The following is a 21,845-nucleotide window of genomic DNA, read 5'->3' on the forward strand; positions in this document are numbered from 1 at the left end:
AAAAAAAGAGCGCTGCATGATGCAGCGCTCCGGGTCCTGCTCGCGGGTGCAGCGCCGCGTTACGGCGCGGCAGGACTGCTCGCGGGCAGCGTCGGCATTGCCGGTGCGATCGGCTCGCCGTTGGCGGCCGGCGCCGTCGTCGCACCGGCCGGTGCGGATGCCGGTGCGGCCACGGACGCCGCGGCTGGTGCGCTCGCGGGCGCCACGCTGTCCGCACCCGGATCGTCGTACTGCGGCAAGCCCGGCGCGGCCGGCGCATTGTTCGGCGCGGCGCCCGATGCGCCGCCCGACTCGCCCGGATCCTCGTAGTTCGGCAGCCCCGGCACGGCCGGCGTGGCCGCCGGCACCGCGCCCGATTCGCCCGGCTCGGTGTAGTTCGGCAGCGCGGCCGACGACGACTGGCCGTGATACGTCAGCGACTTGCGCTGCTGCAGGTAGGCATCGCGGACGAACGAATACGGATCGAGCGCCGCCTGTTTCAGCAGGTCGGTCGCGCCGAGCAGGTCCGAACGCGCGCTGATGAACTGCGCGATGTACATCGGGTTGCGCGCAGCCGGCTCGATGTAGTTCAGCAGGTTGAAGCGGACGTCCACCGCACGGCCGACGCCGTCGCGGAACGTGCTCGGCCCGAACACGGGCAGCACGAGATACGGGCCGGACGGCACGCCCCAGCGCGCCATCGTCAGCCCGAAATCCTGGTGGTGCTTCGGCAGCCCGGCCGGCGTCGCGATGTCGATCAGGCCGGCGACGCCGAACAGCGAGTTCATCGCCACGCGCATCAGATCCTGCGTCGCATCGGTAATGCGCAGCTGCAACAGGTTGTTCGCCATGTTGCCGAGATCGCCGAGGTTCGAGAAGAAGTTGCTGATCGCCGTGCGCATCGGCGTCGGCGTGATCTTCTGGTAGCCCTTCGCGATCGGCACGGCGATGTTCGTGTCGACCGTGTCGTTGAACTTGTACATCGCCCGGTTCATCGGCTCGAGCGGGTCGTTGGGGTTGCGGTTCGGGCCCGTCGCGCAGCCGCTCAGCACCGCGCTGGCAGCGACGGTCGCCGCAATGATTCGCACCTTATTCATTGATTCCTTGCGATTGGTTCTTGGCGCGTTTGACGCGCGGTTTGCCCATCAGGACGGGCTGAAACACCACGGCGCCGATCAGGGTGCAGGTCAGCGCGAGCGCGAGCAGCTTGCCCATGCTCGACGTACCCGGATGATGCGACAGCCACAGGCTGCCGAAGGCGGTCGCCGTCGTCGCGGCGCTGAACAGCACCGCGTGCGTGAGGCTCGAATGCAGCAGGCCCGTCTGGCCCGCGCGCCACGCCATCACGAAGTACACCTTGAACGCGACGCCGACGCCGAGCATCAGCGGCAGCGCGATGATGTTCGCGAAGTTGAGCGACATGCCGAGCACGACGCACATCTCGAGCGTCACGAGGCCCGACACGAGCAGCGGTATCAGCGTGCGCAGCACGTCGCCGAAACGGCGCAGCGTGATCCACAGCAGGATCGTGATCGAAATGATCGACCACAGCGCCGCGTGCAGGAACGCGTTGATGATCGTGTCGGCCGAGTGCAGGATCGAGATCGGGCCGCCGATCGCGCCCGGCTCCGCCGCCTTCACCGCCTTCGCGAAGCGGCGCAGCATCGTGTCGTCGTTCGGGTCGACGCCCGTGGGCACCTTCGGCGAAATCTGCACGAGCGCGTGGCCGTCCGGCGCGATCCAGTCGCGCACGAGCTGCGTCGGCAGCGATTCGCGCGTGATGTCCTGCGGCTGCAGCAGCGTCGCGAGCTGGTTCAGCGCGATGCGCAGCGTGTCGGAGAACGCGCGCTCGGCGCGGTCGCGCGTCGCGCTGTCGGCGGCCGCGAGCTTCGCGAGCGAGCCCGACAGGTGCTGCGCGGCGGCGGCGCCCGGGCCCGGGTGATCTTCCGCTGCGTAGCTCAGCAGGTCCGACACGCGCTTGAGCGCGGCGACGCGCTGCGCGTCCGTTGCCGGCGGCGCGGCCGGCTGCGTCAGCGCGGGCAGCAGGTCGCTCGCGGTCGCGGCGATCGCGGCGCGCTTGGCCGGCTGGTCCGGCGGGATGAAGGTCGACAGCGTCGTCGTGCGCCCCACTTCCGGCAGCGCATCGAGGCGCTGCGCGGCTGCGTCGGCATCGGTGAGCGACGGCGCGAGCAGCGTGACGTCGTTGACGGCCGCTTCGGGCGAATCCTTCAGCGCGAGCAGCGTCGCCATCGATTCGCTGTGCGGATCTTTCAGGTGCAATGGGTTGAAGTCGAAGTGCAGGAAGGCGAGCAGCGGCAGCGCGCCGATCACGACCGCGAGCGTGCCGATCAGGATCGGCTTGCGATGGCGATCGAGGAAATCGTCGACGGGCGCGAGCCACGGAAAGCCCGGCGTCTTCGATTCGCCCGGCGGCGCGAACAGGCGCAGCAGCGCGGGCAGCAGCGTGAGCGTGGTCAGCAGGGCGACGAACATCCCGACGCCCGCGATCAGCCCGAGCTCCGACACGCCGCGATAGGCCGTGGGGATGAACGAGAAGAAGCTCGCCGCGACCGCCGCGGTGGCGAGTGCGAGCGGCATGCCCATCGAGTGCGCGGCGCCGATCAGCGCGTGATCGATGCGCGGGTCGCGGAAGCGCTCCTCGCGGTATTTCACGCCGTACTGGATCGAGAAGTCGACGCCGAGGCCGACGAACAGCACCATGAACGCGACCGAGATCATGTTCAGCGAGCCGACCATCGCGAGGCCGAGCGCGGCGGTCACGACGAGGCCGACGAACAGCGTGACCAGCACCGAGCCGATCATCCGCTTCGAGCGCAGCGCGAGCCACAGGATGCCGAGCACGACGAGCAGCGTGAGCGCGCCGTTGAGTGCCGCGCCGTCTTCCACCGACGCGAATTCGTCGTCGGCGAGCGGCTGTTCGCCGGTCAGGCGCACGACCGCGCCGTAGCGTTGCGCGAGGCCGAGCGATTTCGCGGTGTCGCGGATCACCTGGGTCGTTTCGGCGCCGGCCTTCAGCGCGCCGTAGTTGACCACCGGCTGCACGGTGACGAATGCGCGCGCCGGTTGCCGCGCGGCATCGCTGTCGACCAGCGCGCGCCACGAGAACGCGGCCGGCTTGCCGGCCAGCACGTCGTCGACCGTGGCCGCGCTGCGCGCGAGCAGCTTGGCCATCGCCGGCAGCTTCACCTGGCCGGTCAGCAGCGGCTGGCCGAGCGTGGTGGACAGCGTGGTTGCGAGGCCGGTCAGGCTCGGGTTCTTCGCGAGTTCGTTGACGAGCGGACGCGCGCTCGCGAGCTGCGACGTCGTGTCCGAGACTTCCTGCTGCGACAGGAACAGCAGCCCGTTGTGCTCGAAGAACGGACCGCCGCCCGGTTCGGCGACCTGACCGATGCGGCCGGCGTCGGCCTGCTTCTGCAGTGCGTCGGTGAGTGCGTGCGCGGCGGCCGCGGCGAACTCGGGCGCGGGCGCCTCGACTACCGCGAGGATCGTGCCGTTGCGTTGCGGGAACGCCTTGTCGACGGCCTGGCCGAGCGCGGCCCATTGCGGCTCGGCATCGACGAGCTTGCTGATGTCGGTATTGATCTTGAAGTGCTGCGCGACATAGACACCGCTGAAGGCGGCGATGATGAACGACAGCACGACGACCCAGACGGGCCGACGTACCGACCATGCAACGAGTCGGACGATGAGAGAGGTCACCATGTGGCGGTGCGGTGGGGCTGGAAAGGGCAAAGGAACGAGTATACCGGCGCAACGTGGCGTCGGTCGCGACGTTGGCGCGTGATGGGGCGGGAAGGATATTTGCTCCGCGGCGCGGGAATCGGTGCGGACGGGCCGGCGATGGGTATGGGGATATTTACATAAATCGGCCGGGATCGCGCCGCGGCGGCCCGTGTGACAAAAGGGGCTCAAAGGTAACAGTCGGTCACTGCACGACAGGCCGGCGCCGGGGCCGCTATACTTCGACCCACCGGCCGATGCAATCGATGCAATCGATGCAATCGGCCGGCCGTTTTTTCTCATCAAGTGCGATATCCGTATGAAACGTCATCTGTTTGCTTTTGTCGCGGCGGCCGCCGTGTCGGTTTCCGCTTTCGCGCAGAGCGCGCCGGTCGACGTCGTCCGCAATGCGGTCGAAGGCACCGTCAACGCGATGAAGGCCGATCCGTCCGCGCGCGGCGGCGACATGACGAAGGTCACGCAAGTCGTCGAGCAGCGCTTCCTGCCGGCGACCAATTTCGAGCGCACGACCCGCATCGCCGTGGGCGATGCATGGAAACAGGCGACGCCGCAACAGCAGCAGGAGCTGTACAAGCAGTTCAAGCTGCTGATGACGCGTACCTATGCCGCGTCGCTCGCGCAGCTCGGCAGCCAGGACGCGAAGTTCTCGTTCAAGGCGGGCGGCGCGTCGGGCGCCGATGCGCTGGTGCAGTCGACGGTGGCGACGCCGGGCGACAGCCAGTCGGTCGGCTACCGGCTCGGCAAGGTCGGCAACGACTGGAAGATCTACGACATCGACATGTCGGGTGCGTGGCTGATCCAGGTCTACCAGGGGCAGTTCAAGAGCCAGCTCGCGTCGGGCGGCATCGACGGGCTGATCACGTATCTGCAGAAGCACAACTCGCGGACGAACTGATCGCCGTCGGGCGGTCCGCGGTTCATGCACGAAGGGCGCCCCGCGGCGCCCTTTTTCGTTGCGGGTTCGCGGCCTGTCGGCCGCGCCGCGCGCTATGCGTCGATGCCGAGCATCCGCAGGCAGTCCGCGACGACGGCTTCGACGAACGTCGCGCGATCGGTGTCCGGCGCCGCGATGATGTGATCGGTCGCGCCGTGCACGCCCGCGTAGATCAGCAGCGCGGTGACCGTCGGATGCGCGAGCCGCCATGCGCCGGCCTGTGCGCCGCCTTCGAGAATCGCGCGCAGCTGTTCGACGATCGCGTTCCGGTCGGCATTCGTGCGATCGTGGTGGTGATGGTTCGCGTAGACGATGTCGTGCGTGCGGTAGGTCGCCGCGTACGTCTCGATGTTGGTGCGGATCCACGCGCGCAGACGGCCGAGCCAGTCGCCTTCCGCGCACGCGTCCACCGCTTGCTGCAGCCGCTCGAGGAACGATGCCGTATAGCGCTGCGCGAGCGCGGCCAGCATGTCGGACTTCGATTCGAAGTAGTGATAGAACGTCCCTTTCGCGACCTGTGCGTGCTCGACGATCTCGCTGATGGTCGTCGCGTCGACGCCTTGCGCGAGGTACAGCGTTTCGGCCGCGGCCATCAACTCGTCGAGGCGGACTTCCGCCGGCTTCGTGCGCGGCGTCTTGCCCGCCGGGGCATCGTCTTTTGTCGTCGTGGTCCTGGTACTGGTCCTGTCCGTCATCGCGTGGCTCAACGCCCGTTCATGCAAAGCCCGCAGTTTAGGGCAGCGGCTCGGGCGCAGCCAATTCAATCCATTGACCGACGGTCAGTCGAAATATAAGATGAGAATAATTCTCATCAATATGCCCGTTGCGGGCCGACCGCCATGCCTCGCTCTCGCCGCGCCGCCCTCGTCCTGGCTGCTTGCCTGGGGACGTTTCTTGCCACGCTCGACATCAGCATCGTCAACGTCGCGCTGCCGACGCTGCAGACCGCGCTCGACACCGACATCGGCGGCCTGCAGTGGGTCGTGAACGCGTATGCGCTGGCGCTATCGGCGTTCATGCTGTCGGCGGGGCCGCTCGGCGACCGCTACGGGCACAAGCGCGTGTGGCTCGGCAGCGTGGTCCTGTTCACCGCGGGGTCGGTGGTCTGTGCGTGCGCGAGCCGGCTCGAACCGTTGCTCGTCGGGCGCGCGATCCAGGGGCTCGCGGGTGCGTTGCTGATTCCCGGCGCGATGCCGATCCTCACGCATGCGTTTCCGGACGCACGCGAGCGGGCTCGCGTGATCGGCGGCTGGTCCGCGTTCAGCGCGCTCGCGCTGATCCTCGGGCCGCTGCTGGGCGGCCTGCTGGTGGAGCACGGCGGCTGGCAGAACATCTTCGTCGTCAACGTGCCGATCGGCATCGGCGCGGTGCTGCTCGGCGCGTGGGGCATCCCGGAGCGCAGGCACCCCGAGCATGCGGCGTTCGATCCGCTCGGACAGGCGCTGAGCGTGATCTGGCTCGGCCTGCTGACCTACGGGCTGATCGGCATCGGCGAGGCCGGCGTGTCGCACACGAAGGTGCTCGCGCCGCTCGCGGGCGCGGCGCTGGCGTTCGTCGCGTTCGTTCGCGTCGAAATGCGTGTCGCGCGGCCGCTGCTGCCCGTGTGGCTGTTTCACGATCGGCGGCTGGTGCGGGCCAATCTCGCCTCGTTCGTGCTCGGCTTTTCCGGGTACAGCAGCCTGTTTTTTCTGTCGCTGTTCCTGCAGCAGGCGCAGGGGCGCGGGCCGGCCGAAGCCGGCTGGCAACTCATGCCGCAGTTCGTGATGACGGCGATCACGTCGATGCTGTTCGGGCAGATCGCGGCGCGCGTGCCGCTGCATCGGCTGATGGTGGCCGGATATGGGTTGACCGGAATCGTGCTTGCGGCGATGGCCGGGTTGGGTGCGGGCACGCCTTACGTGCCGGTCGGCTTCGCGCTGGCGCTGCTTGGCATCGGCATGGGGCTCGCGGTGCCGGCAACGGGGATGGCCGTGATGGATCTTGCACCGGCCGAACGCGCGGGCATGGCTTCGGCGACGATGAATGCGCTGCGGCAGACCGGGATGAGCATGGGGATTGCGGTGCTCGGCAGCCTGATGAGCGTCGGCGCGGTGCACCGGATGACGGCGGCGATGCAGGCGGCCGGTCATGCCGAAGCCGGTACGCTGGCGCGGCAGGCGGTGATGGAGCATGTGTTTGCGGCGGGGCGCACGGAAATGCTCGGCGCATATCGGGACGCGATGTCGCACGGGTTCTCGATCGCGACGGGATGTTCCGGGATCCTCAGTATTGCGATTGCGGCGATGCTGGTGCTGCGGCGTGAAAAACGGAAACGGCCGTACGGGCAGGCATCGCGCGTGGCGGCTTCGCGGCCGGAATGATGCTGCCGTGCCGCCCTACCGCCGCCGATGCTCGACCGCGAACTTGATCAGCTCCGCCTGCCCTTCGATCTCGAGCTTGCGCTTCAGGTTGAGCCGGTGCGTCTCGACCGTGCGCACCGACAGCCCCGTCTGCTGCGCGATCTGCTTGCTCGACAATCCCTCGGCCAGCGCGTCGAGGATGTCGCGTTCGCGCGGCGTCAGCCGGTCGAGCGGCGACGCGGCCGCGCTCGCCTGGATCATCCGCACGGCGAGCCCTTCGCTGAAGAACGTCTGTCCGGCCAGCACCGCGCCGATCGCGCGCACGATCTCGCTCGCGGGCGAATCCTTCAGCAGGTAGCCGCTCGCGCCGGCGCGCACGGCCTGCGTCACGTATTCGATGTTGTCGTGCATCGACAGCATCAGCACGCGAATTCCGGGAAAGCGCTCGTGAAACACGCCGGCGAGCGTGATGCCGTTCATGCCGTTCATCCCGACGTCCATCAGCGCGAGATCGGGTTCGAGCGACGCGGCGAGCGCGAGCGCTTCGTCGGCGTTGCCGGCCTCGCCGACCACGGACAGATCGGCCGCTTCGAGCCGCATCCGCAAGCCGTCGCGCACCAGCGGGTGGTCGTCGACGAGCAGCAGGCGGGCGGCGGGCCGGGCGGTGTCGGGGGCGCTCATGGGCAAAAGTCTCCGGTGATGGGCGCGTCGTCAGGCGGCACGCAGCGGCACGCGCGCGGCCACGACGGTGTGGCCGACCTGCGACGTGATCGTCAGCATGCCGCCGAGCGCATCGAGGCGCTCGCGCATGTTGCGCAGGCCGATGCCGCGGCGCGCATCGGCCTGCGACCGTTCGGCGTCGAAGCCGCAGCCGTTGTCGGCGATGGTCAGCGTGACGGAATGCGCGCCGACGTCGAGCGTGACGGCCGCGCGCGACGCCTGCGCATGATGCACGATATTGCTGAGCGCTTCCTGCGCGATCCGGAACAGCGCCGTATTGACGGCGGCGGGCAACGGCCGCGCGCCGCTGTGTGCAACCTGCGTATAGCCGATGTCGATCCCGCTTTCGGCGCCGAGCTCGCGCACGAGCTGTTCGAGCGCGGCGGCGAGACCGAGATCGTCGAGCATCGCCGGACGCAGCGCATGCGAGATGCGCCGCACTTCGCGCAGCGTGTCGCCGAGCCGCCCGACACCAGATGCGAGCGCCTGCTCGGCTTCGGGCATGCGCGTCGCGCCGCGCTCGAAGCGCGCGAGCGCGGATTCGAGCATCAGCTTCGCGGACACCATCATCTGGCTGATCCCGTCATGCAGCTCGCGCGACAGCCGCTCGCGCTCCTGCTCCTGCGATTCGACGACGCGCTGTGCGAGCTGCTTGAGCTTCGCATCGGCGCTGCGCGACTCGCTGACGTTCAGCACCAGCGCACACACCGCGATCGCCGCGGCGCCGGTCAGCGCGATCGCGGTGAGCCAGCTCATCGTGCGCTCGATGTTCGCGGACGCGCGCGCGTCGATGCGCTGCAGCGCGGTGTCGACGTCGTCGAGATAGATGCCGGTGCCGACCATCCAGCCCCAGCGTTCGAGCGCGACGACGTAGCCGAGCTTCGGCGCGGCCTTGCCCGTGGACGGCCGCTGCCACGTGTAGCGCACGAAGCCGCCGCCGTGCGATGCGGCGCCGATCAGCTGCTGGATCGTCAGCGCGCCCCGCGGGTCGCGCATCGACCAGAAGTTGTGACCGACGCGCTCGGGCTCGCGCGGATGCATCAGCGAATTGCCGTGCAGGTCGTACACGAAGAAATAGCCGTCGGGGCCGAAATCCATCTTTTGCAGCATCGCGAGCGCCTGGGTGCGCAGCATTCCGTCGTCGCGCGCGTTGCGGCCGCTCGCGTCGTAGAGCGGCATGATCGCGCTGGTCGCGAGCTCGACGTAATGCTTGAGCTCGACTTCCTTGCTCGACAGGTACGCGGCCTGAATCGTCGCGTGCTGCGTGCGCGCGAGCGACGTCGCCTGCTGGCGCACGCCGAAGCCGATGCCGGCGATCGCGAGCAGGAACGGCACGATGGCCAGAAGGAAGATCTTTGCCTTGAGTCTCATGGTGGTGTGGCGGGCGCGGCCCGGCGGGCGCGCGCCGCGCGAGGGGCGCGGCGAGCCGACATTGTCGGCGATTTCGCGTGCGGACGGCGGCGGCCCGCGCGGGAGGTCGACCGGCGTCAGGCCCGGCGCGGCTCGGGTTCGGTGCCCGCGGCGTTCTGCACGACGATCTGGTTGCGTCCGCGCGCCTTCGCGCGGTACAGCGCGTCGTCGGCGAGCTTCAGCGCGGCCTGGATGCTGTCGTCGCGTTCGGGATAGCAGGTCGTCACGCCGATGCTCGCGGTCAGGCAGCCGGACGTGTCCGCATCGTGCCGGATGCCGAGATCGAGAATGCCCGTGCGGATCGTCTCGGCGATCGACACGGCACCGTTCGTGTCGACGTCGGGCAGCACCACGACGAATTCCTCGCCGCCGTAGCGGGCCGCGTAGTCGGCCGGCCGGCGCAGGCACCCGGCGATGCAGCGGCCGACCGCCGACAGCGCGTCGTCGCCGGCCTGGTGGCCCTGCGTGTCGTTGTAGCGCTTGAAGTGATCGACGTCGACGAACAGCAGCGACAGCGCGTGCTGCGAGCGCGCGGCGCGGCGCCATTCGCGCGCGAGCGTGACGTCGAGCATCCGGCGGTTGTCGAGCCCGGTCAGGCCGTCGGTGCGCGCGAGCGCCTGCAGCTCGGTTTCCGCGCGGTGACGCTTGCGCAACTGCACGTCGAGCAGCAGCGACAGGCCGACGAAGCCGAGCGCGAGCACGGCCATCGCGGAGCCGATCGGAATGGCACGGTCGTACCAGGCGGCGAAGATGTCGGCTTCCGAGCGCGCGACCATGATGATCAGCGGCAGGTGATCGAGGTGCCGGAACACGTACAGGCGCTGCACGCCGTCGATCGACGCGGTATCGAGGAAACTGCCCTCGTTGGCGGTCATGAACTGCCGGAACGTGCTGGCGCGCTTGATGTCGCGGCCGACGATCGTCGGGTCGTACGGCTGGCGCGCGAGCATCAGGCCATCCGTATTGATCAGCGCGACCGAGCCGCGATCGCCGAGGGCCAGGCGCGAGAACAGGTTCTGGAAATACTCGAGCCGGATCGATATGACGGCGACGCCGCCGAACGACCCGTCGGGCCGCGTGATCCGGCGGCTGAGCGCGATGCTCGGCGAGCCGTCGCGCAGCCGCGAATGATACGGATCGCTGACGTACAGGCCGACGTCCGGGTGGTCGCGGTGCATGGCGAAGTACGGCTCGTTGGCGAAGTTGGCCTTGCGCGGCACGTCGCTCTTGCCGTCGACCGAGATGTCGCCCTTCGCGTTCAGCACGTAGATGCCGCCGAGATATTTGGCCGTCGTCGCACGGTCGAACAGCACCTGGCGGCGCATCGCCATCGGCAGGCGGACGATTTCGGGGTCGTTCTCGCCTTCGACGACCGCGTCCAGCGACAGCGAATAGAGCTCGATGTTGCGCTCGATGTCCCACGACGCCATCAGCGCGATGTTCTGCTGCGTGGTGCGCGCGCGGTCGAGGGCGTCGATGCGGCCCTCGTACAGCACGATGCAGCACAGCAGCAGGAGCAGCAGCGCGATCAGCAACCCGGTATAGAAGATCAGGTGCGGCAGCAGGAGCCGGCGCAGCCGGGCGGCGGTACGGCCTGACAGGCCGGATTCGCCAGGCATTGCGTAGTCGGTTTCTGCCATGGTCCGAGGATCGAGTGGCATCGCCGCCGGGCGGCGGGCCGATGCGATTGTTCGTATGATTCGCTGGCGGCGATCCGGTACGCGGCGCCCCGTGCGGATTTCTCCCGACCGGCCGGGAAAGCGGGCGTCGATTATCGGTAATTGCGGGCCGGATAAACCGCTAAATCATTTATTCACTGGCACGATCTGCCGCGATTCGACAATCCGACGAACCGGGCGGCGCGAATGGGTCCGAGTATAGCGCGCGTATTCGCGCGCGCGGAAAATGTCGCGACTCGTTGATCCGGATCAAATTATCGCGCCGACCGATACTTGCGGATAACCCGCAAAGCGTTGCAGTGCAAGGGGCGGCGCCATTGCGGGCATGGCGCGCGCGGCTTGGCCGCCGATTTTCACGCTTAAACTCAGATGAACCCGGACGGCGAAGTCGTGCGATACGTACCGATTATCCGTTTCAGCGATTGCATGAACCGGATATGAAAAACGGGCGGCCGTGATGGCCGCCCGTTTCGCGAAGCGCGCATGCGGGAAACCCCGCGTGCGCGGGCTTAACCGCCGTGCTGTTGCGCCTTGAACGCGAGCCGGAACTGATGCAGGAGCGGCTCGGTGTAGCCGCTCGGCTGCGACGTGCCCTGCAGCGCCAGCGCGCACGCGGCCTTGAACGCGGTCGACTGGTCGTAGCCGGGCGCCATCGGGCGGTAGTTCGGATCGCCCGCGTTCTGCTGGTCGACGACGCGCGCCATCCGCTTGAACACGTCGAGCACGAATGCCTCGGTGATCACGCCGTGACGCAGCCAGTTCGCGATGTGCTGGCTGGAGATGCGCAGCGTCGCGCGATCTTCCATCAGGCCGACGTCATGGATGTCGGGCACCTTCGAGCAGCCGACGCCCTGTTCGACCCAGCGCACGACGTAGCCGAGGATGCCCTGCGCGTTGTTCTCGACTTCGCTCAGGATCTCGCTCTCGCTCCATGCGGCGCGCTCGACGACCGGCACGGTCAGCAGCCCTTCGAGCAGCGTGTCGCGCTCGCTCGCGTACGGCGTCTTTTCGAGTGCCTGCTGGACGGCCTGCACGTCGACCAGGTGGTAGTGCAGCGCGTGCAGCGTCGCGGCGGTCGGCGACGGCACCCATGCGGTGTTCGCGCCGGCGCGCGGGTGCGCGATCTTCTGTTCGAGCATCGCGTGCATCAGGTCCGGCATCGCCCACATGCCCTTGCCGATCTGCGCGCGGCCGCGCAGGCCGGCCGACAGGCCTGCCAGCACGTTGTTGCGCTCGTACGACTGGATCCACGCCGACGACTTCATGTCGCCCTTGCGGATCATCGGGCCGGCTTCCATCGCGGTGTGCATCTCGTCGCCGGTGCGGTCGAGGAAGCCGGTGTTGATGAACGCGACCCGCGCGGCGGCCGCGGCGATACACGCGGCGAGGTTCACGCTGGTGCGGCGCTCCTCGTCCATGATGCCCATCTTCAGCGTGTTGCGCGGCAGGTTGTACAGATCCTCGATGCGCGCGAACAGCGTATCGGCGAACGCGACTTCGACCGGGCCGTGCATCTTCGGCTTCACGATGTAGATCGAGCCCGTGCGCGAGTTGCGCTTGGCCTTCAGGTCGTGCAGCGCGCACAGCGTGGTGACGACGCCGTCGAGGATCCCTTCCGGAATCTCGTTGCCGTCGCGGTCGAGCACCGCGCCGATCGTCATCAGGTGGCCGACGTTGCGCACGAACAGCAGCGAGCGGCCGTGCAGCGACAGCGTGCCGCCGGCCGGCGCCGTGTATTCGCGATCGGCGTTCAGGCGGCGCGTGAAGGTCTTGCCGCCCTTCGCGACTTCCTCGACGAGCGTGCCCTGCATCAGGCCGAGCCAGTTGCGGTAGAGCTGGACCTTGTCGTCGGCGTCGACGGCCGCGACGGAATCCTCGCAGTCGATGATCGTGCTGACCGCGGCTTCGAGCACGACGTCCTTCACGTTCGCGAGATCGGCGCGGCCGATGGGGGTCGATGCGTCGACCTGGATCTCGAGGTGCAGGCCGTTGTGTTTCAGCAGGATCGCGGACGGTGCATCGGCCGCGCCCTGGTAGCCGACGAACTGCGCCGGCTGCGCGAGGTGCGTGACGCCCTTGCCCGTTTCGACGGCGAGCTGACCGTCCTGCACGCGGTAGCGCAGCGCGTCGCGGTGCGAGCCGCTCGCGAGCGGCGCCGCGTTGTCGAGCACGTTGCGCGCGTAGTCGATCACGCGCTGGCCGCGCGTCGGGTTGTAGGCCGACGTGCGTTCGGCGCCGCCGTCTTCGGGCAGCGCATCGGTGCCGTACAGCGCGTCGTACAGGCTGCCCCAGCGGGCGTTCGCGGCGTTCAGCGCATAGCGCGCGTTCGACAGCGGCACGACGAGCTGCGGGCCGGCTTGCGTGGCGATCTCGCTGTCGACGTTCGCGGTGGCTGCCGCGACGGTCGACGGGGCCGGCACGAGGTAGCCGATCTGTTCGAGGAACGCGCGATACGCGGCATGGTCGCGCACCGGGCCCGGGTGCGCGCGATGCCACGCGTCGAGTTCCTGTTGCAGGCGGTCGCGTTCCGCGAGCAGTTCGCGGTTGCGCGGCGCCAGGTCGTGCACCAGGGCCGAAAAACCGCTCCAGAACGCGGCCTTGTCGATGCCGGTGCCCGGCAGTACTTCGTTTTCAATGAACTGGCTGAGCGCTGGCGCGACTTGCAGTCCTGCTTGGTCGATCATCGTGATTCCTCCCGGGAAAAAATGCGCGCGCGTGGCCTGGCTGGTTATCCCGCGACGCTTTGTGTGCCGGCACGGGCGATCTGCGCGTCCTGCTCGGACTTTACGCCGGACACACCGATCGCGCCCGCCATGCGGCCGTCCACCGTGACCGGCACGCCGCCTTCGAGCAACCCCGTCAGCGGCACGCTCAGAAACGCCGTGCGGCCACCGTTGATCATATCCTCATACGCCTTCGTCTCGCGACGGCCGAGCGCCGCCGCGCGCGCCTTGTCCTGCGCGATGACCGTGCTGGCGGCCGACGCGCCGTCCAGGCGCGCGAACGCGAGCAGGTGGCCGCCGTCGTCGACGATGGCGATCGACACGGCCCAGCCGTTGCGCTCGGCCTCCGCGCGGGCCGCGGCGAGCATGCGTTCGACGTCGGCGAGTTCGAGTTCGGGTTTCGTTTTCATGGAAGTCCTCCGGAATCAGCGGTCAGTTGACGAGTCGGTTGTCGACGAGCTCGATCCAGTGGCGCACGGACGTGCGGCCCGCGCCGTTCAGGTGAGTCTGGCAGCCGATATTGGCCGTGACAATCAGGTCCGGCCGTGCGGCTTCGAGCGCGTCGAGCTTGTTGTCGCGCAGTTTCGTCGCGAGTTCGGGTTGCGTGAGCGAATAGGTGCCGGCCGAGCCGCAGCACAGATGGCCGTCGGCGACAGGCGTCAGATCGAAGCCGAGCCGCGTCAGGATGCGTTCCACCGCGCCGCCGAGCCGCTGCGCGTGCTGCAGCGTGCACGGGCAATGCACCGCGACGCGGCGCGGCGCGGTGTCGGCCAGCGCGTCGAGCGGTTCGGCCGCGATCACTTCCGCGAGATCGCGTGCGAGCGCGCTGACGCGCCGCGCCTTGTCCGCATAGACGGGGTCGGAGCGCAGCAGGTCGCCGTATTCCTTCACGAACGCGCCGCAGCCGCTCGCCGTCAGCACGATCGCTTCCGCGCCCGCCTCGATCGCGGGCCACCACGCATCGATGTTGCGGCGTGCGCGGGCAAGGCCGGCGTCCTGGGCGTTCAGGTGATATTCGGTCGCGCCGCAGCAGCCGGCTTCGCGCGCCGGCGTGACGCTGATGCCGAGCCGGTCGAGCACGCGCGCGGCGGCCGCGTTGGTGTTCGGCGACAGCGAAGGCTGCACGCAGCCTTCCAGCATCAGCACGCGCCGCGCATGACGCACCGGCGGGCGCGGCGTGGCGGCGGGCACGGCGGCCGGGATCTTGTCCTGCAGCGTGCCCGGCAGCAGCGGGCGCAGCGCGCGGCCGGCCTTCAGCAGCGCGGCGAAGGTGGCCGGCCTCGGCACGACGTGACGCAGGCCCGCGCGCAGCAGGCGTTCGCGCGCCGGGCGGCGTGCGCGCTTCTCCGCTTCCGCGCGGCCGATGTCGAGCAGCGTGTGATAGCGCACGCCGGACGGGCACGTCGTTTCGCAGTTGCGGCAGGTCAGGCAGCGGTCGAGGTGCTGCTGCGTGCGTGCGCCGCACGGCTCGCCTTCGAGCATCTGCTTGATCAGGTAGATGCGCCCGCGCGGCCCGTCGAGCTCGTTGCCGAGCACCTGGTAGGTCGGGCAGGTCGCATTGCAGAAGCCGCAGTGCACGCATGCGCGCAGGATCGCTTCCGCTTCGTCGGCCCGGTCGAGGGCCTTGCTTGCTTCGCTGAGATTGGTTTGCATCGGCGGTTCGGAATCGGGTGGCGTCAGACGTCCGCGTACAGGCGGCCGGGATTGAAAATCGCATGCGGGTCGAGCTGGGCCTTCAACTGCCGATGCACGCGCAACAGCGCGGCCGGCAGCGGCTGGAACGGCTCGGGCGTGACGCCCGGCGTGAAGCAGGTCGCGTGGCCGCCCCACTGCGCGGCGAACCGCTGCACGTCGGCCGGCGCGGCATCGCTCTTCAGCCAGCGCTGCGCGCCGCCCCAGTCGACCAGCCGCGCGCCGGGCAACGCGTCGAGCGGCGCGGCGGCCGGCACCGACACGCGCCACAGCGGGCGCGGATCGTCGAAGAACGGCAGCGACAGGTCGCGCAGCCGCGCCCAGAACCCGTCGTCGCGATCGTCCATCCGCTCGCCGCCGATCGTGTCGCGCGCGGCTTTCACCGAGCCCTCGCCGCCTTCGATCCGCACGCGCAGCACGCCGTCCGCATGGCAGGCGCCGGCCAGCGGCAGCCCCGCGCGCCGCCATCCGGCGACGCGTTGCACCGCTTCGGCCGCGCTGAGCGGCAACGCGAGATCGCCGGTCGAGCGCGGTTTCGGCAGCACCTTCAGCGACACCTCGGTCACGACGCCGAGACAGCCGAAACTGCCGGCGAGCAGCCGCGACACGTCGTAGCCCGCGACGTTCTTCATCACTTCGCCGCCGAAGCGCAGGTGTTTCGCGTGGCCGGTGATCACGCGGCAACCGAGCACGAAATCGCGCACCGCGCCCGCCCACGGGCGGCGCGGCCCGGACAGCCCGGCCGCGAACATCCCGCCGACGGTCGCCGCGCCGCCGAACGACGGCGGCTCGCACGGCAGCATCTGGCCGGCCGCGTCGAGCATCGCTTCGAGGTCGGCGAGCGGCGTGCCCGCGCGCGCGGTGATCACGAGTTCGGTCGGGTCGTACGCGACGATGCCGCGGTGCGTGCGCACGTCGAGCGCGCGGCCTTCGACGGCGCGGCCGACGAACGCCTTCGTGCCCGCGCCGCGGATGTGCAGCGGCTGGCGAGCGTGGATCGCGGCGTCGACCTGTGCGACGAGCGCCGCGCTGTCGTCGATCGATTCGATTTCGCGTTCGCGTCGCATCAGAAGCGCTCCAGTTCGGGAAACGGCAGCTTGCCGTGATGGACGTGCATCGCGCCGAATTCGGCGCAGCGATGCAGCGTCGGGATGTTCTTGCCGGGATTGAGCAGGCGCTGCGGATCGAACGCGGCCTTCACCGCGTGGAAGAACGTGATTTCGTCGGCGTTGAACTGCACGCACATCTGGTTGATCTTCTCGCGCCCGACGCCGTGTTCGCCGGTGATGCTGCCGCCCACCGCGACGCACAGCTCGAGGATCTTGCCGCCGAGCGCTTCCGCGCGGTCGAGCTCGCCGGGACGGTTCGCGTCGAACAGGATCAGCGGATGCATGTTGCCGTCGCCCGCATGGAACACGTTCGCGACCGGCAGCGCGTATTCGGCCGACAGCGCCGCGATGCCTTCGAGCACGCGCGGCAGCTCGCGGCGCGGAATCGTGCCGTCCATGCAGTAGTAGTCGGGCGACATGCGGCCGACCGCCGGGAACGCGTTCTTGCGGCCGGCCCAGAAGCGCTGGCGCTCGGCTTCGTCGCGCGCGACGCGGATCTCCGACGCGCCGGCGTCGCGCAGCAGCGCGGCGACGCGTTCGGCGTCTTCTTCGACATCGGTCGCCGCGCCGTCGAGCTCGCACAGCAGGATCGCCTGCGCATCGACCGGGTAGCCCGCGTGGATGAAATCCTCGGCCGCGCGGATCGCGAGGTTGTCCATCATCTCGAGCCCGCCGGGAATCACGCCCGCGCCGATGATGCGCGCGACCGCCGCGCCCGCTTCGGCGACGTCGTCGAAGCTCGCCATCAGCACCTTCACGCTCGGCGGCTTCGGCAGCAGCTTCACGGTCACTTCCGTGACGATGCCGAGCATCCCTTCGGAGCCGGTGAACAGCGCGAGCAGGTCGAAGCCCGGTGCGTCGAGCGCGTCGGCGCCGAGCGTCAGCGTATCGCCGTCGATCGTCACGATCTCGACCTTCAGGATGTTGTGCACCGTGAGCCCGTATTTCAGGCAATGCACGCCGCCCGCGTTTTCGGCGACGTTGCCGCCGATCGAGCACGCGATCTGCGACGACGGATCGGGTGCGTAGTAGAGGCCGTACGGCGCGGCCGCCTGCGAGATCGCGAGGTTGCGCACGCCGGGCTGCACGCGCGCGATGCCGGCATCGGCGTCGATGTCGAGAATCCGGTTGAACTTCGCCATCACGAGCAGGATGCCCTTTTCGAGCGGCATCGCGCCGCCCGACAGCCCGGTGCCCGCGCCGCGCGCGACGACCGGCACGCCATGCGCGGCCGCGACGCGCAGCACCGCGCGCACCTGCTCGACCGTGTCGGGCAGCACGACCGCGAGCGGCACCGTGCGGTACGCGGCGAGGCCGTCGCATTCGAACGGCTTCAGCGCTTCGTGCTCGTGCAGCACGTCGAGGCCGGGCGCCGCCGCGTTCAGCGCGGCGACGAGCGTGTCGCGATCGACGGTGGCCAGCGGGCCGTCGATCCGTTCGTCGTAGGTGAAACTCATCGTGTGTCTCCGTCTCCACCATGCAGGCGGCCGCACAGGCGGCGCGCCGGATGGACGGCATTCTTGGCGGGACGTGCGGGCGTGTCCAGACGTCGCGCAAGTGGTCATACCAGTTTTTGACGAGGCATCCGGAAATGGGTATCGGGAAAGTCGAGAAACCCAACGAAGACAAGGGTTTGTGCGAAAATCACCGGGATTCGTCCAGGGTGGTCATACCAGTATGGAAATGCAGAATCGACAGGCGCCCGCGCGCAATGTGGCCGACGTCGTCGCCGAGCGGATCGAACAGCTGATCGTCGACGGCGTGCTCAAGGCCGGCCAGGCGCTGCCGTCCGAGCGGCGGCTCACCGAGAAGCTCGGCGTGTCGCGCACGGCGGTGCGCGAAGGGATGAAGCTGCTGCGCGCGCGCGGGATCATCGATACGACGCACGGCAAGGGCTCGTTCGTCGCGAGCCTGACCCCGCAGCGCGCAGTCTCGCCGATGATGCATCTGCTCGGTTCGCAGCCGCGCACGCTGTACGACCTGTTCGAGGTGCGCGGGATGCTCGAGACCGAAGCCGCGCGGCTCGCGGCGCTGCGCGGCACGCCGGCCGATTTCATCCTGATCCGGCGCCGTTACGAGGAAATGACGGCGGCCGACGCGCAGGATCTCGATCCGGCCGCGCGCGCGAAGCTCGACCATGCGTTCCATCTCGCGATCTGCGAGGCATCGCACAATCCGGTGCTCGTCAATACGCTGCAATCGTTGACCGATCTGCTGCTCAGTTCCGTGTTCGCGTCGGTGAACAATCTCTATCACCGCGAGCCGTTGAAGAAGCAGATCGACCGCCAGCATGCGCGGCTCTACAACGCGGTGACCGGGCGGTTGCCCGATCAGGCGCGCAAGGCCGCGAGCGAACATATCCGCCAGTGCGTCGACTATCTGCGCGAGATCGAACAGGAGGAACAGCGGCTCGTGCGCTCGACGCTGCGGCTCGAAGGATGGACTTGAGGCGAGCGCACCCTGGAGCGGCCGCCGCCGCAATGACGCTCGTCAATGAAATCGTCATCGCGAGGCGGTCTAATGCGTGAATATGTCACAATGTGACTTATCCGATGCGTGGCCCGACACGACCGTTTCGCCTGTGCGCGACACGTGCTTTGGCGGTTGACCGTGACGCGCCGCCGATCCTTGAAGGAGGACGCTGCATGTCGATTCCGACGCGTGGCGACGGGCCCGAGGCCCGCGCCGTCCAGATCCTGCATCGCCCTGTCTGCGACCTGCTCGGCTGTGCATGGCCGATCGTGCTTGCGGGCATGGGCGGCGTCGCGCGGGCCGAGCTTGCGAGTGCGGTGAGTGCCGCCGGCGGGTTCGGTTTTCTCGGGATGGTGCGTGAGCCCGTCGCGCTGCTCCGGCGCGAGGTCGAGCAGGTGCGCGCGGCCACCGAGCGGCCGTTCGGCGTGAACCTGATTCCCGCATCGACGCCGCCTGAGCTGCTCGGTGCGCAGCTCGATGCGTGCATCGAATTGCGTGTGCCCGTGGTTGCGCTGTTCTGGGACGTGATGCCGGGCGTCGTGCGGCGTCTGCGCGATGCGGGCGTGCGGGTGGTGCATCAGGTCGGGTCGCTCGACGATGCGCGCGCGGCGGAAGCGGCCGGTGCACAGGCGCTGATCGTTCAGGGGCACGAGGCTGGCGGCCATGTGCGCGGCGATCGGCCGCTGGCCGAGCTGTTGCCCGACGTGGTTCACGCGACGCGGTTGCCGGTGCTGGCGGCGGGCGGGATCGTCGATGGCGCGGACGTGGCCGCCGCGATGGCGCTCGGCGCGCAGGGCGCGGTGATGGGCACCGCGTTCATTGCAACGCATGAATCGTTCGCGCATGCGTATCACCAGCAGCGGATCGTCGACGCGCGCGAGGGCGACGCACTGCTGACCGACATCTTCCATATCAACTGGCCGCGCGGTGCGCGGGTTCGCGTGTTGCCGTCGAGCGTCACGCGCGGCGAGCGCGGCGATCCGTTCGGCGACGAGCGCGTCGTGATCGGCGACGAGGAAGGGCGGCCGATCTATCTGTTCAGCACCGATTCGCCGCTGCGGACGATGAGCGGCGATTTCGAAGCGATGGCGCTGTATGCGGGCACGGGGGCAGGGCGGATCGGCGCGATCGAAGCGGCCGGCGACGTGTTGCTCCGTATCGTGCTCGATGCGGCGGCGAGCGTCGAGAAAGGGGCGGCGGCTGCACCGGCACGCGAGCCGGACGCGCATCGTGCGGCGTTGCTGGCGGTGCTCGATGAACTGCTGGAAGCGGAGCGCGCGGGGGCCCGCGTTGCGTCGGAGACGGCGGCCGAGGTGACGGAAGATGCCGAGCTCCACCGGCTGATCGCGCATATCCGCCAGGACGAAGCGCACTGGTGCAGCGTGCTCGTTGATGCGATCCGCACGTTGGGTGCGACGCCGACGCGGGCAACCGGCTCGTTCTACGAGAAGGCGATGGCGATCGACGATCTGGCCGAGCGGATGGCGTTTCTGAACCGCGGTCAGAGGTGGGTCGTGCGCAAGCTGCAGGCGCTGCTGCCGACGCTTGCCGACCCGGATATGCATCACGCGCTGTCGTTGATGCTGGTCGCGCACGAGAAGAATATCGGGTCGGTGGATCTGCGGTTGAGGAACGGGGCGGGCGACGCGTAGTCGGGCCTGCGAGACATCCGGCGTCCGACCCGGCGGGAGAACCGAAAGGCGGGAAACCTCGACGGCAGTCCGGCTACGTTTGCCGGCGATGGCGTCAGCCGTCGAACGGCGCCAGCTCGTAACTCGTGCTCCGGCCGCCGGACAACGAACGACGCAGCACACCGTGCGAGACGAGTTCGCCGATATCGCGCAGCGCCGTATCTTGCGAGCACTTTGCGAGGGCTGCCCATTTGGTGGTCGTCAGCTTTCCTTCGAAGCCGTCGAGCAAGCGGTTCATGACCTTGGCCTGGCGTTCGTTCATCGCAAGGCCCGCATATTGTTGCCAGAAGCGCGCCTTGACCAGGACCGCATCGAGCGTCGTGTGCGCGTGATCGACGGCCCGCCCCAGGGTGTTCAGAAACCACGCGAGCCATTCGGTGACGTCGAGCGAACCGCGCTGCGTACGCTCCAGCACGTCGTAGTACGCGTTGCGTTCGCGCTGGATTTGCGCCGACAGGCTGTAGAAACGTTGTGGACTCCGATCGGCGCGCGCCAGCACCAGATCCCCGAGGGCGCGCGCGATACGGCCGTTGCCGTCGTCGAACGGGTGGAGCGTGACGAACCACAGGTGGGCCAGGCCGGCCCGGATCAGCAAAGGCTCGGACGGCGACGCATTGAACCATGCGAGAAAGCGGTGGATCTCGCTGGTCAGGCGCGAGGCGGGCGGTGCTTCGAAATGCACGCGCTGCCGGCCGATCGGTCCGGACACCACCTGCATCGGCCCGCTCGCGTCCGTCCGCCATGCGCCCACCGTGATTCGCGACATCCCCGAATAGCCGGTCGGGAAAAGAGCGGCATGCCACCCGCACAAGCGGCTTTCGGTGACCGGCGCTGCCGAATGGGTCGTCGTATCCAGCACCATGTCGACCACGCCCTCGACGTGGCGATCGACTGGCGCCAGCGCACCGATATCGACACCAAGCCGGCGCGCAATCGACGATCGAACCGATGCGACGTTCAGGCTTTCGCCCTCGATGGCACTGGTCTTGACGACGTCCTCCGTCAGCGCGGCCAGGCTGGCCTCGCCGCGCAGCGACAGGCCGATATCCACCAATCGCCCGACCAGCATGCCTTGCGCACGGCTGACGTCGGCGAGTGGCGCGGCGAGTGTCGGGAGGTCGAAGCGCCATGCAGGCCAGTCGGCCGACTCCCAGATGAAGGTGTAATCTCCGCTCATGATGCGGAGATTATCCCACCGATTGGCCGCGCGATTCAATATTCACCGCAAATTATGCGGTGAATAGCCGCTCTATTCACCGCACCGTCAACCCGTCGGAATAAAAAAAGCCCGCCGAAGCGGGCCAACCTCTCGATGAAGAGGGGTGATGCGAATCC

Annotated in this window: 16 protein-coding genes; 4 read left to right on the forward strand and 12 right to left on the reverse strand. The window is 68.7% G+C overall.

Going from position 1 to position 21,845, the window contains the following annotated elements; translation table 11 throughout:
- Positions 1–59: 59 nt before the first annotated feature.
- Both BME24068_RS04250 and hpnN read right to left on the reverse strand, forming a co-directional pair.
- Positions 60–1,076, reverse strand: coding sequence for an MlaA family lipoprotein (locus BME24068_RS04250; protein ID WP_174925242.1), 1,017 nt, complete (start codon positions 1,074–1,076; stop codon positions 60–62).
- Positions 1,069–3,702, reverse strand: coding sequence for a hopanoid transporter HpnN (gene hpnN, locus BME24068_RS04255; RefSeq protein ID WP_174925243.1), 2,634 nt, complete (start codon positions 3,700–3,702; stop codon positions 1,069–1,071). Before hpnN ends, BME24068_RS04250 begins: the two co-directional genes overlap by 8 nt.
- A 337-nt stretch (positions 3,703–4,039) precedes the next feature.
- Between hpnN and BME24068_RS04260 the strand changes: the two genes are divergently transcribed.
- Positions 4,040–4,636 (forward strand): MlaC/ttg2D family ABC transporter substrate-binding protein, encoded by a 597-nt coding sequence (locus BME24068_RS04260; RefSeq protein ID WP_096508793.1) that lies wholly within the window; start codon positions 4,040–4,042, stop codon positions 4,634–4,636.
- A gap of 92 nt (positions 4,637–4,728) precedes the next feature.
- Here BME24068_RS04260 and BME24068_RS04265 read toward each other — a convergent pair whose 3' ends face one another.
- A complete protein-coding gene (locus BME24068_RS04265; protein WP_174925244.1) occupies positions 4,729–5,370 on the reverse strand; it encodes a TetR/AcrR family transcriptional regulator in 642 nt (213 codons plus the stop codon).
- 144 nt (positions 5,371–5,514) lie between these two features.
- On the opposite strand from BME24068_RS04265, the gene BME24068_RS04270 reads away from it, so the two are divergent.
- The gene (locus tag BME24068_RS04270) at positions 5,515–7,035 is read left to right on the forward strand and encodes an MFS transporter (RefSeq protein WP_174925245.1); all 1,521 of its coding nucleotides are present in this window, start codon (positions 5,515–5,517) and stop codon (positions 7,033–7,035) included.
- A gap of 15 nt (positions 7,036–7,050) precedes the next feature.
- On the opposite strand, the gene BME24068_RS04275 is transcribed toward BME24068_RS04270, so the two are convergent.
- From BME24068_RS04275 to glcD, 8 genes are all read right to left on the reverse strand, one after another.
- On the reverse strand, positions 7,051–7,695 hold the full coding sequence (locus BME24068_RS04275; RefSeq protein WP_096508788.1) for a response regulator: 645 nt from the start codon (positions 7,693–7,695) through the stop codon (positions 7,051–7,053).
- A 30-nt stretch (positions 7,696–7,725) separates the two neighbouring features.
- Entirely contained in the window at positions 7,726–9,105 is a 1,380-nt protein-coding gene (locus tag BME24068_RS04280) for a cache domain-containing protein (protein ID WP_174925246.1), read from the reverse strand.
- A 116-nt stretch (positions 9,106–9,221) separates the two neighbouring features.
- Complete coding sequence (locus BME24068_RS04285; RefSeq protein ID WP_096508786.1) at positions 9,222–10,784, reverse strand: sensor domain-containing diguanylate cyclase; 1,563 nt, start codon at positions 10,782–10,784, stop codon at positions 9,222–9,224.
- A 548-nt stretch (positions 10,785–11,332) separates the two neighbouring features.
- Positions 11,333–13,507: a malate synthase G gene (locus tag BME24068_RS04290; RefSeq protein ID WP_174925247.1), complete on the reverse strand. Its 2,175-nt coding sequence runs from the start codon at positions 13,505–13,507 to the stop codon at positions 11,333–11,335.
- Positions 13,508–13,551: 44 nt separating this feature from the next.
- Positions 13,552–13,956: a GlcG/HbpS family heme-binding protein gene (locus tag BME24068_RS04295; protein WP_096508784.1), complete on the reverse strand. Its 405-nt coding sequence runs from the start codon at positions 13,954–13,956 to the stop codon at positions 13,552–13,554.
- A 22-nt stretch (positions 13,957–13,978) separates the two neighbouring features.
- Positions 13,979–15,199, reverse strand: a complete 1,221-nt coding sequence (gene glcF, locus BME24068_RS04300) for a glycolate oxidase subunit GlcF (protein ID WP_174925248.1) — start codon at positions 15,197–15,199, stop codon at positions 13,979–13,981.
- Positions 15,200–15,222: 23 nt separating this feature from the next.
- Positions 15,223–16,305, reverse strand: a complete 1,083-nt coding sequence (gene glcE, locus BME24068_RS04305; protein ID WP_174925249.1) for a glycolate oxidase subunit GlcE — start codon at positions 16,303–16,305, stop codon at positions 15,223–15,225.
- Entirely contained in the window at positions 16,305–17,804 is a 1,500-nt protein-coding gene (gene glcD / locus BME24068_RS04310) for a glycolate oxidase subunit GlcD (protein WP_174925250.1), read from the reverse strand. The genes glcE and glcD overlap by 1 nt, the downstream gene beginning before the upstream one ends.
- Before the next feature lie 220 nt (positions 17,805–18,024).
- On the opposite strand from glcD, the gene glcC reads away from it, so the two are divergent.
- Positions 18,025–18,795 (forward strand): transcriptional regulator GlcC, encoded by a 771-nt coding sequence (gene glcC / locus BME24068_RS04315; RefSeq protein WP_096508780.1) that lies wholly within the window; start codon positions 18,025–18,027, stop codon positions 18,793–18,795.
- Between the two features lie 197 nt (positions 18,796–18,992).
- On the forward strand, positions 18,993–20,471 hold the full coding sequence (locus tag BME24068_RS04320) for a nitronate monooxygenase (RefSeq protein ID WP_174925251.1): 1,479 nt from the start codon (positions 18,993–18,995) through the stop codon (positions 20,469–20,471).
- Positions 20,472–20,565: 94 nt separating this feature from the next.
- Here BME24068_RS04320 and BME24068_RS04325 read toward each other — a convergent pair whose 3' ends face one another.
- Positions 20,566–21,687, reverse strand: a complete 1,122-nt coding sequence (locus BME24068_RS04325; protein WP_203368119.1) for a Fic family protein — start codon at positions 21,685–21,687, stop codon at positions 20,566–20,568.
- Between the last annotated feature and the right edge of the window lie 158 nt (positions 21,688–21,845).

Origin of the sequence: Burkholderia anthina (assembly GCF_902498995.1) — a bacterium.
GTDB classification, from domain to species: Bacteria; Pseudomonadota; Gammaproteobacteria; order Burkholderiales; family Burkholderiaceae; genus Burkholderia; species Burkholderia anthina.

Bases quoted from the DNA above. Each gene is read 5' to 3' on its own strand.
- BME24068_RS04280 (WP_174925246.1), bottom strand. From the start codon at position 9,105: ATGAGACTCAAGGCAAAGATCTTCCTTCTGGCCATCGTGCCGTTCCTG.
- BME24068_RS04325 (WP_203368119.1), bottom strand. From the start codon at position 21,687: ATGAGCGGAGATTACACCTTCATCTGGGAGTCGGCCGACTGGCCTGCA.
- glcC (WP_096508780.1), top strand. From the start codon at position 18,025: ATGGAAATGCAGAATCGACAGGCGCCCGCGCGCAATGTGGCCGACGTC.
- BME24068_RS04290 (WP_174925247.1), bottom strand. From the start codon at position 13,507: ATGATCGACCAAGCAGGACTGCAAGTCGCGCCAGCGCTCAGCCAGTTC.
- BME24068_RS04275 (WP_096508788.1), bottom strand. From the start codon at position 7,695: ATGAGCGCCCCCGACACCGCCCGGCCCGCCGCCCGCCTGCTGCTCGTC.
- glcF (WP_174925248.1), bottom strand. From the start codon at position 15,199: ATGCAAACCAATCTCAGCGAAGCAAGCAAGGCCCTCGACCGGGCCGAC.
- BME24068_RS04250 (WP_174925242.1), bottom strand. From the start codon at position 1,076: ATGAATAAGGTGCGAATCATTGCGGCGACCGTCGCTGCCAGCGCGGTG.
- BME24068_RS04265 (WP_174925244.1), bottom strand. From the start codon at position 5,370: ATGACGGACAGGACCAGTACCAGGACCACGACGACAAAAGACGATGCC.
- glcD (WP_174925250.1), bottom strand. From the start codon at position 17,804: ATGAGTTTCACCTACGACGAACGGATCGACGGCCCGCTGGCCACCGTC.
- BME24068_RS04295 (WP_096508784.1), bottom strand. From the start codon at position 13,956: ATGAAAACGAAACCCGAACTCGAACTCGCCGACGTCGAACGCATGCTC.
- hpnN (WP_174925243.1), bottom strand. From the start codon at position 3,702: ATGGTGACCTCTCTCATCGTCCGACTCGTTGCATGGTCGGTACGTCGG.
- BME24068_RS04260 (WP_096508793.1), top strand. From the start codon at position 4,040: ATGAAACGTCATCTGTTTGCTTTTGTCGCGGCGGCCGCCGTGTCGGTT.
- BME24068_RS04270 (WP_174925245.1), top strand. From the start codon at position 5,515: ATGCCTCGCTCTCGCCGCGCCGCCCTCGTCCTGGCTGCTTGCCTGGGG.
- glcE (WP_174925249.1), bottom strand. From the start codon at position 16,305: ATGCGACGCGAACGCGAAATCGAATCGATCGACGACAGCGCGGCGCTC.
- BME24068_RS04285 (WP_096508786.1), bottom strand. From the start codon at position 10,784: ATGGCAGAAACCGACTACGCAATGCCTGGCGAATCCGGCCTGTCAGGC.
- BME24068_RS04320 (WP_174925251.1), top strand. From the start codon at position 18,993: ATGTCGATTCCGACGCGTGGCGACGGGCCCGAGGCCCGCGCCGTCCAG.